The organism is Komagataeibacter saccharivorans, from assembly GCF_003207825.1.
Taxonomy (GTDB): domain Bacteria; phylum Pseudomonadota; class Alphaproteobacteria; order Acetobacterales; family Acetobacteraceae; genus Komagataeibacter; species Komagataeibacter saccharivorans.
The window spans coordinates 1-1772 of the sequence record NZ_NKTY01000072.1; the positions used below are offsets into that span (position 1 = coordinate 1).

At 61.4% G+C, this 1772-nt stretch carries 1 protein-coding gene; it reads right to left on the reverse strand.

The genetic code is table 11. The annotated features are described in order from the left end of the window. Positions 1–2 precede the first annotated feature (2 nt). Entirely contained in the window at positions 3–1670 is a 1668-nt protein-coding gene (locus CFR79_RS15340) for an OprO/OprP family phosphate-selective porin (protein ID WP_110548456.1), read from the reverse strand. Positions 1671–1772 lie beyond the last annotated feature (102 nt).

The window sequence follows — 1772 nt, forward strand, 5'->3', positions numbered from 1 at the left end:
TTTTAGAAAGCGGCCTGAATACGTCCGGCGACGGAGTTTCCGTCCCGCCCGACCAGATCGTAAAGCTGGCTGTTGCGGCTGACGATGATGTGGTTGAAGTCAAGCATGAAGCGGAAGTGACGGTTGGGATACCAGTTCAGCCCCGCCGACCAGACCGTCTGCTGCCCACCACGCACGGCGCCTGCCGTGTTCAGGCCACTGTTCAGGTCCGCCACGCTGTACCGCGCGGACAGTTCCAGCGCGCCCCAGTACCCGTGCAGCGGGTCGAACACATGGTCCACACCCGGCGCTGCGAAGGCGCCTTCCTTGATGTTGTAGCTTCGGCCCTTGCCGAACAGGGTATAGTTGGCAGCGCCGTAGTAACCGGAGAAGTTCACGCTCTGCTGGTTGCCGACATTGCCGCCGGTATTGTCGCCACGGGTGACGCCGATATGGTAGTATTCACCCTTCAGCACCAGCCGCTTCCAGCGGAAGCCCAGTTCGGGACCCGCCGACCAGATGCTGCCCACATTGCCCACGGTCTGGTTCAGGAACTTCGTCGTCGTCAGGTTGACTTCCGGCCCTTCGGCAAAGGCGTAGCTGCGGCCATTGCTCTTTTCCGCAACCTTGAAGGCGCTGATGGCCGACAGGCCGACATGCACATCAATGTCCTTGGACATGTACGGACGACCCGCGACACGGAAGGTCGCCCCCGTCTGGCTGTCCGTCACCCCGGTACCGTTACGCGCGCCATAGCTCTGCCCGGTCAGGTAACCGGCGATCCACCAGCGCTTGTCATAATGCAGGCCACCGATGCTCATGCGCGCATCGCCTGCCGCGATGTTACGCACGATATCGGTGATGGCGGGACGTTCCATCATCTCGAACTCGTTCGAGCTTTCGGAATCTTCTTCCGTCACGCGCGGCTGGAAGTAACCCGCCGTCAGGATCGTGTTGTGGAAACCGGCATAGTTGACGTTGGCTTCATACAGCGTGGTCGACCCGTCCGCCGAGCCGTTGCCGAAATCGGGCGTGATGTTGGCGATCCAGTCCTTGTAACGGAACGAGATGGGAATACGCAGGCGACGGGCGTTTTCGGTCAGGCTGGAGAAATCGCCACGGGTTTCGCCCCGGCGCGGCGACATGCCCATGAAGCCGCCGATATCCTCATGGAAGGCAAGGCCGATGGACATGGCATACATCCCGTCCTCGGACGAGATGGTGGGACGGCCACCGGGGAAGCCGATCATCATGCCCCCCATATGCACGGCCTCTTCCTTCTCGTTCGCCGCCCGGAAAGACGCCCAGGAGGACGCGACGCCACGATCCGACGGCGGGGTGCCCAGATCGGCCTTCTGCATCACGCTGCCCAGGTTTCCGCCCATGCCGCTGTCGCCGCCGATATGGATGTCCTGCGCATAGCTGTCGGGCAGCGGCTGGCCCTTGCTGGCCGCCACGCGGCGGGCCTGGGCTGCATTGGCCGCCGGGGTGTTGTGGGCTTCCGCACGGACAAGGCGCTGGCGCAGCACGCTGATCTGGCCCGACATTTCACGGCGCATTTCCTGCATCTCGTGCTGCAGGGCGAGGATCTGCGCATCCGACGCGGATGCCGCATACGCCTGGTTGATCGAGGAGAGACCCCAGATGGCAGAAGAACCCAGCAGAAGCGATACAGCAGACCGGCGAATCATATTAACCATTCCGTAATGAAGGATGGGTTCATTTAGAATGGGCGCACAATTCTGTGTGTTATGTTTCCAATACAGTTTTATGAAGGATTTATGACACGCCGA

What these genes read in the sequence shown, in the direction of transcription:
- CFR79_RS15340 (WP_110548456.1), bottom strand. Translation starts at nt 1,670, where the DNA reads ATGATTCGCCGGTCTGCTGTATCGCTTCTGCTGGGTTCTTCTGCCATC.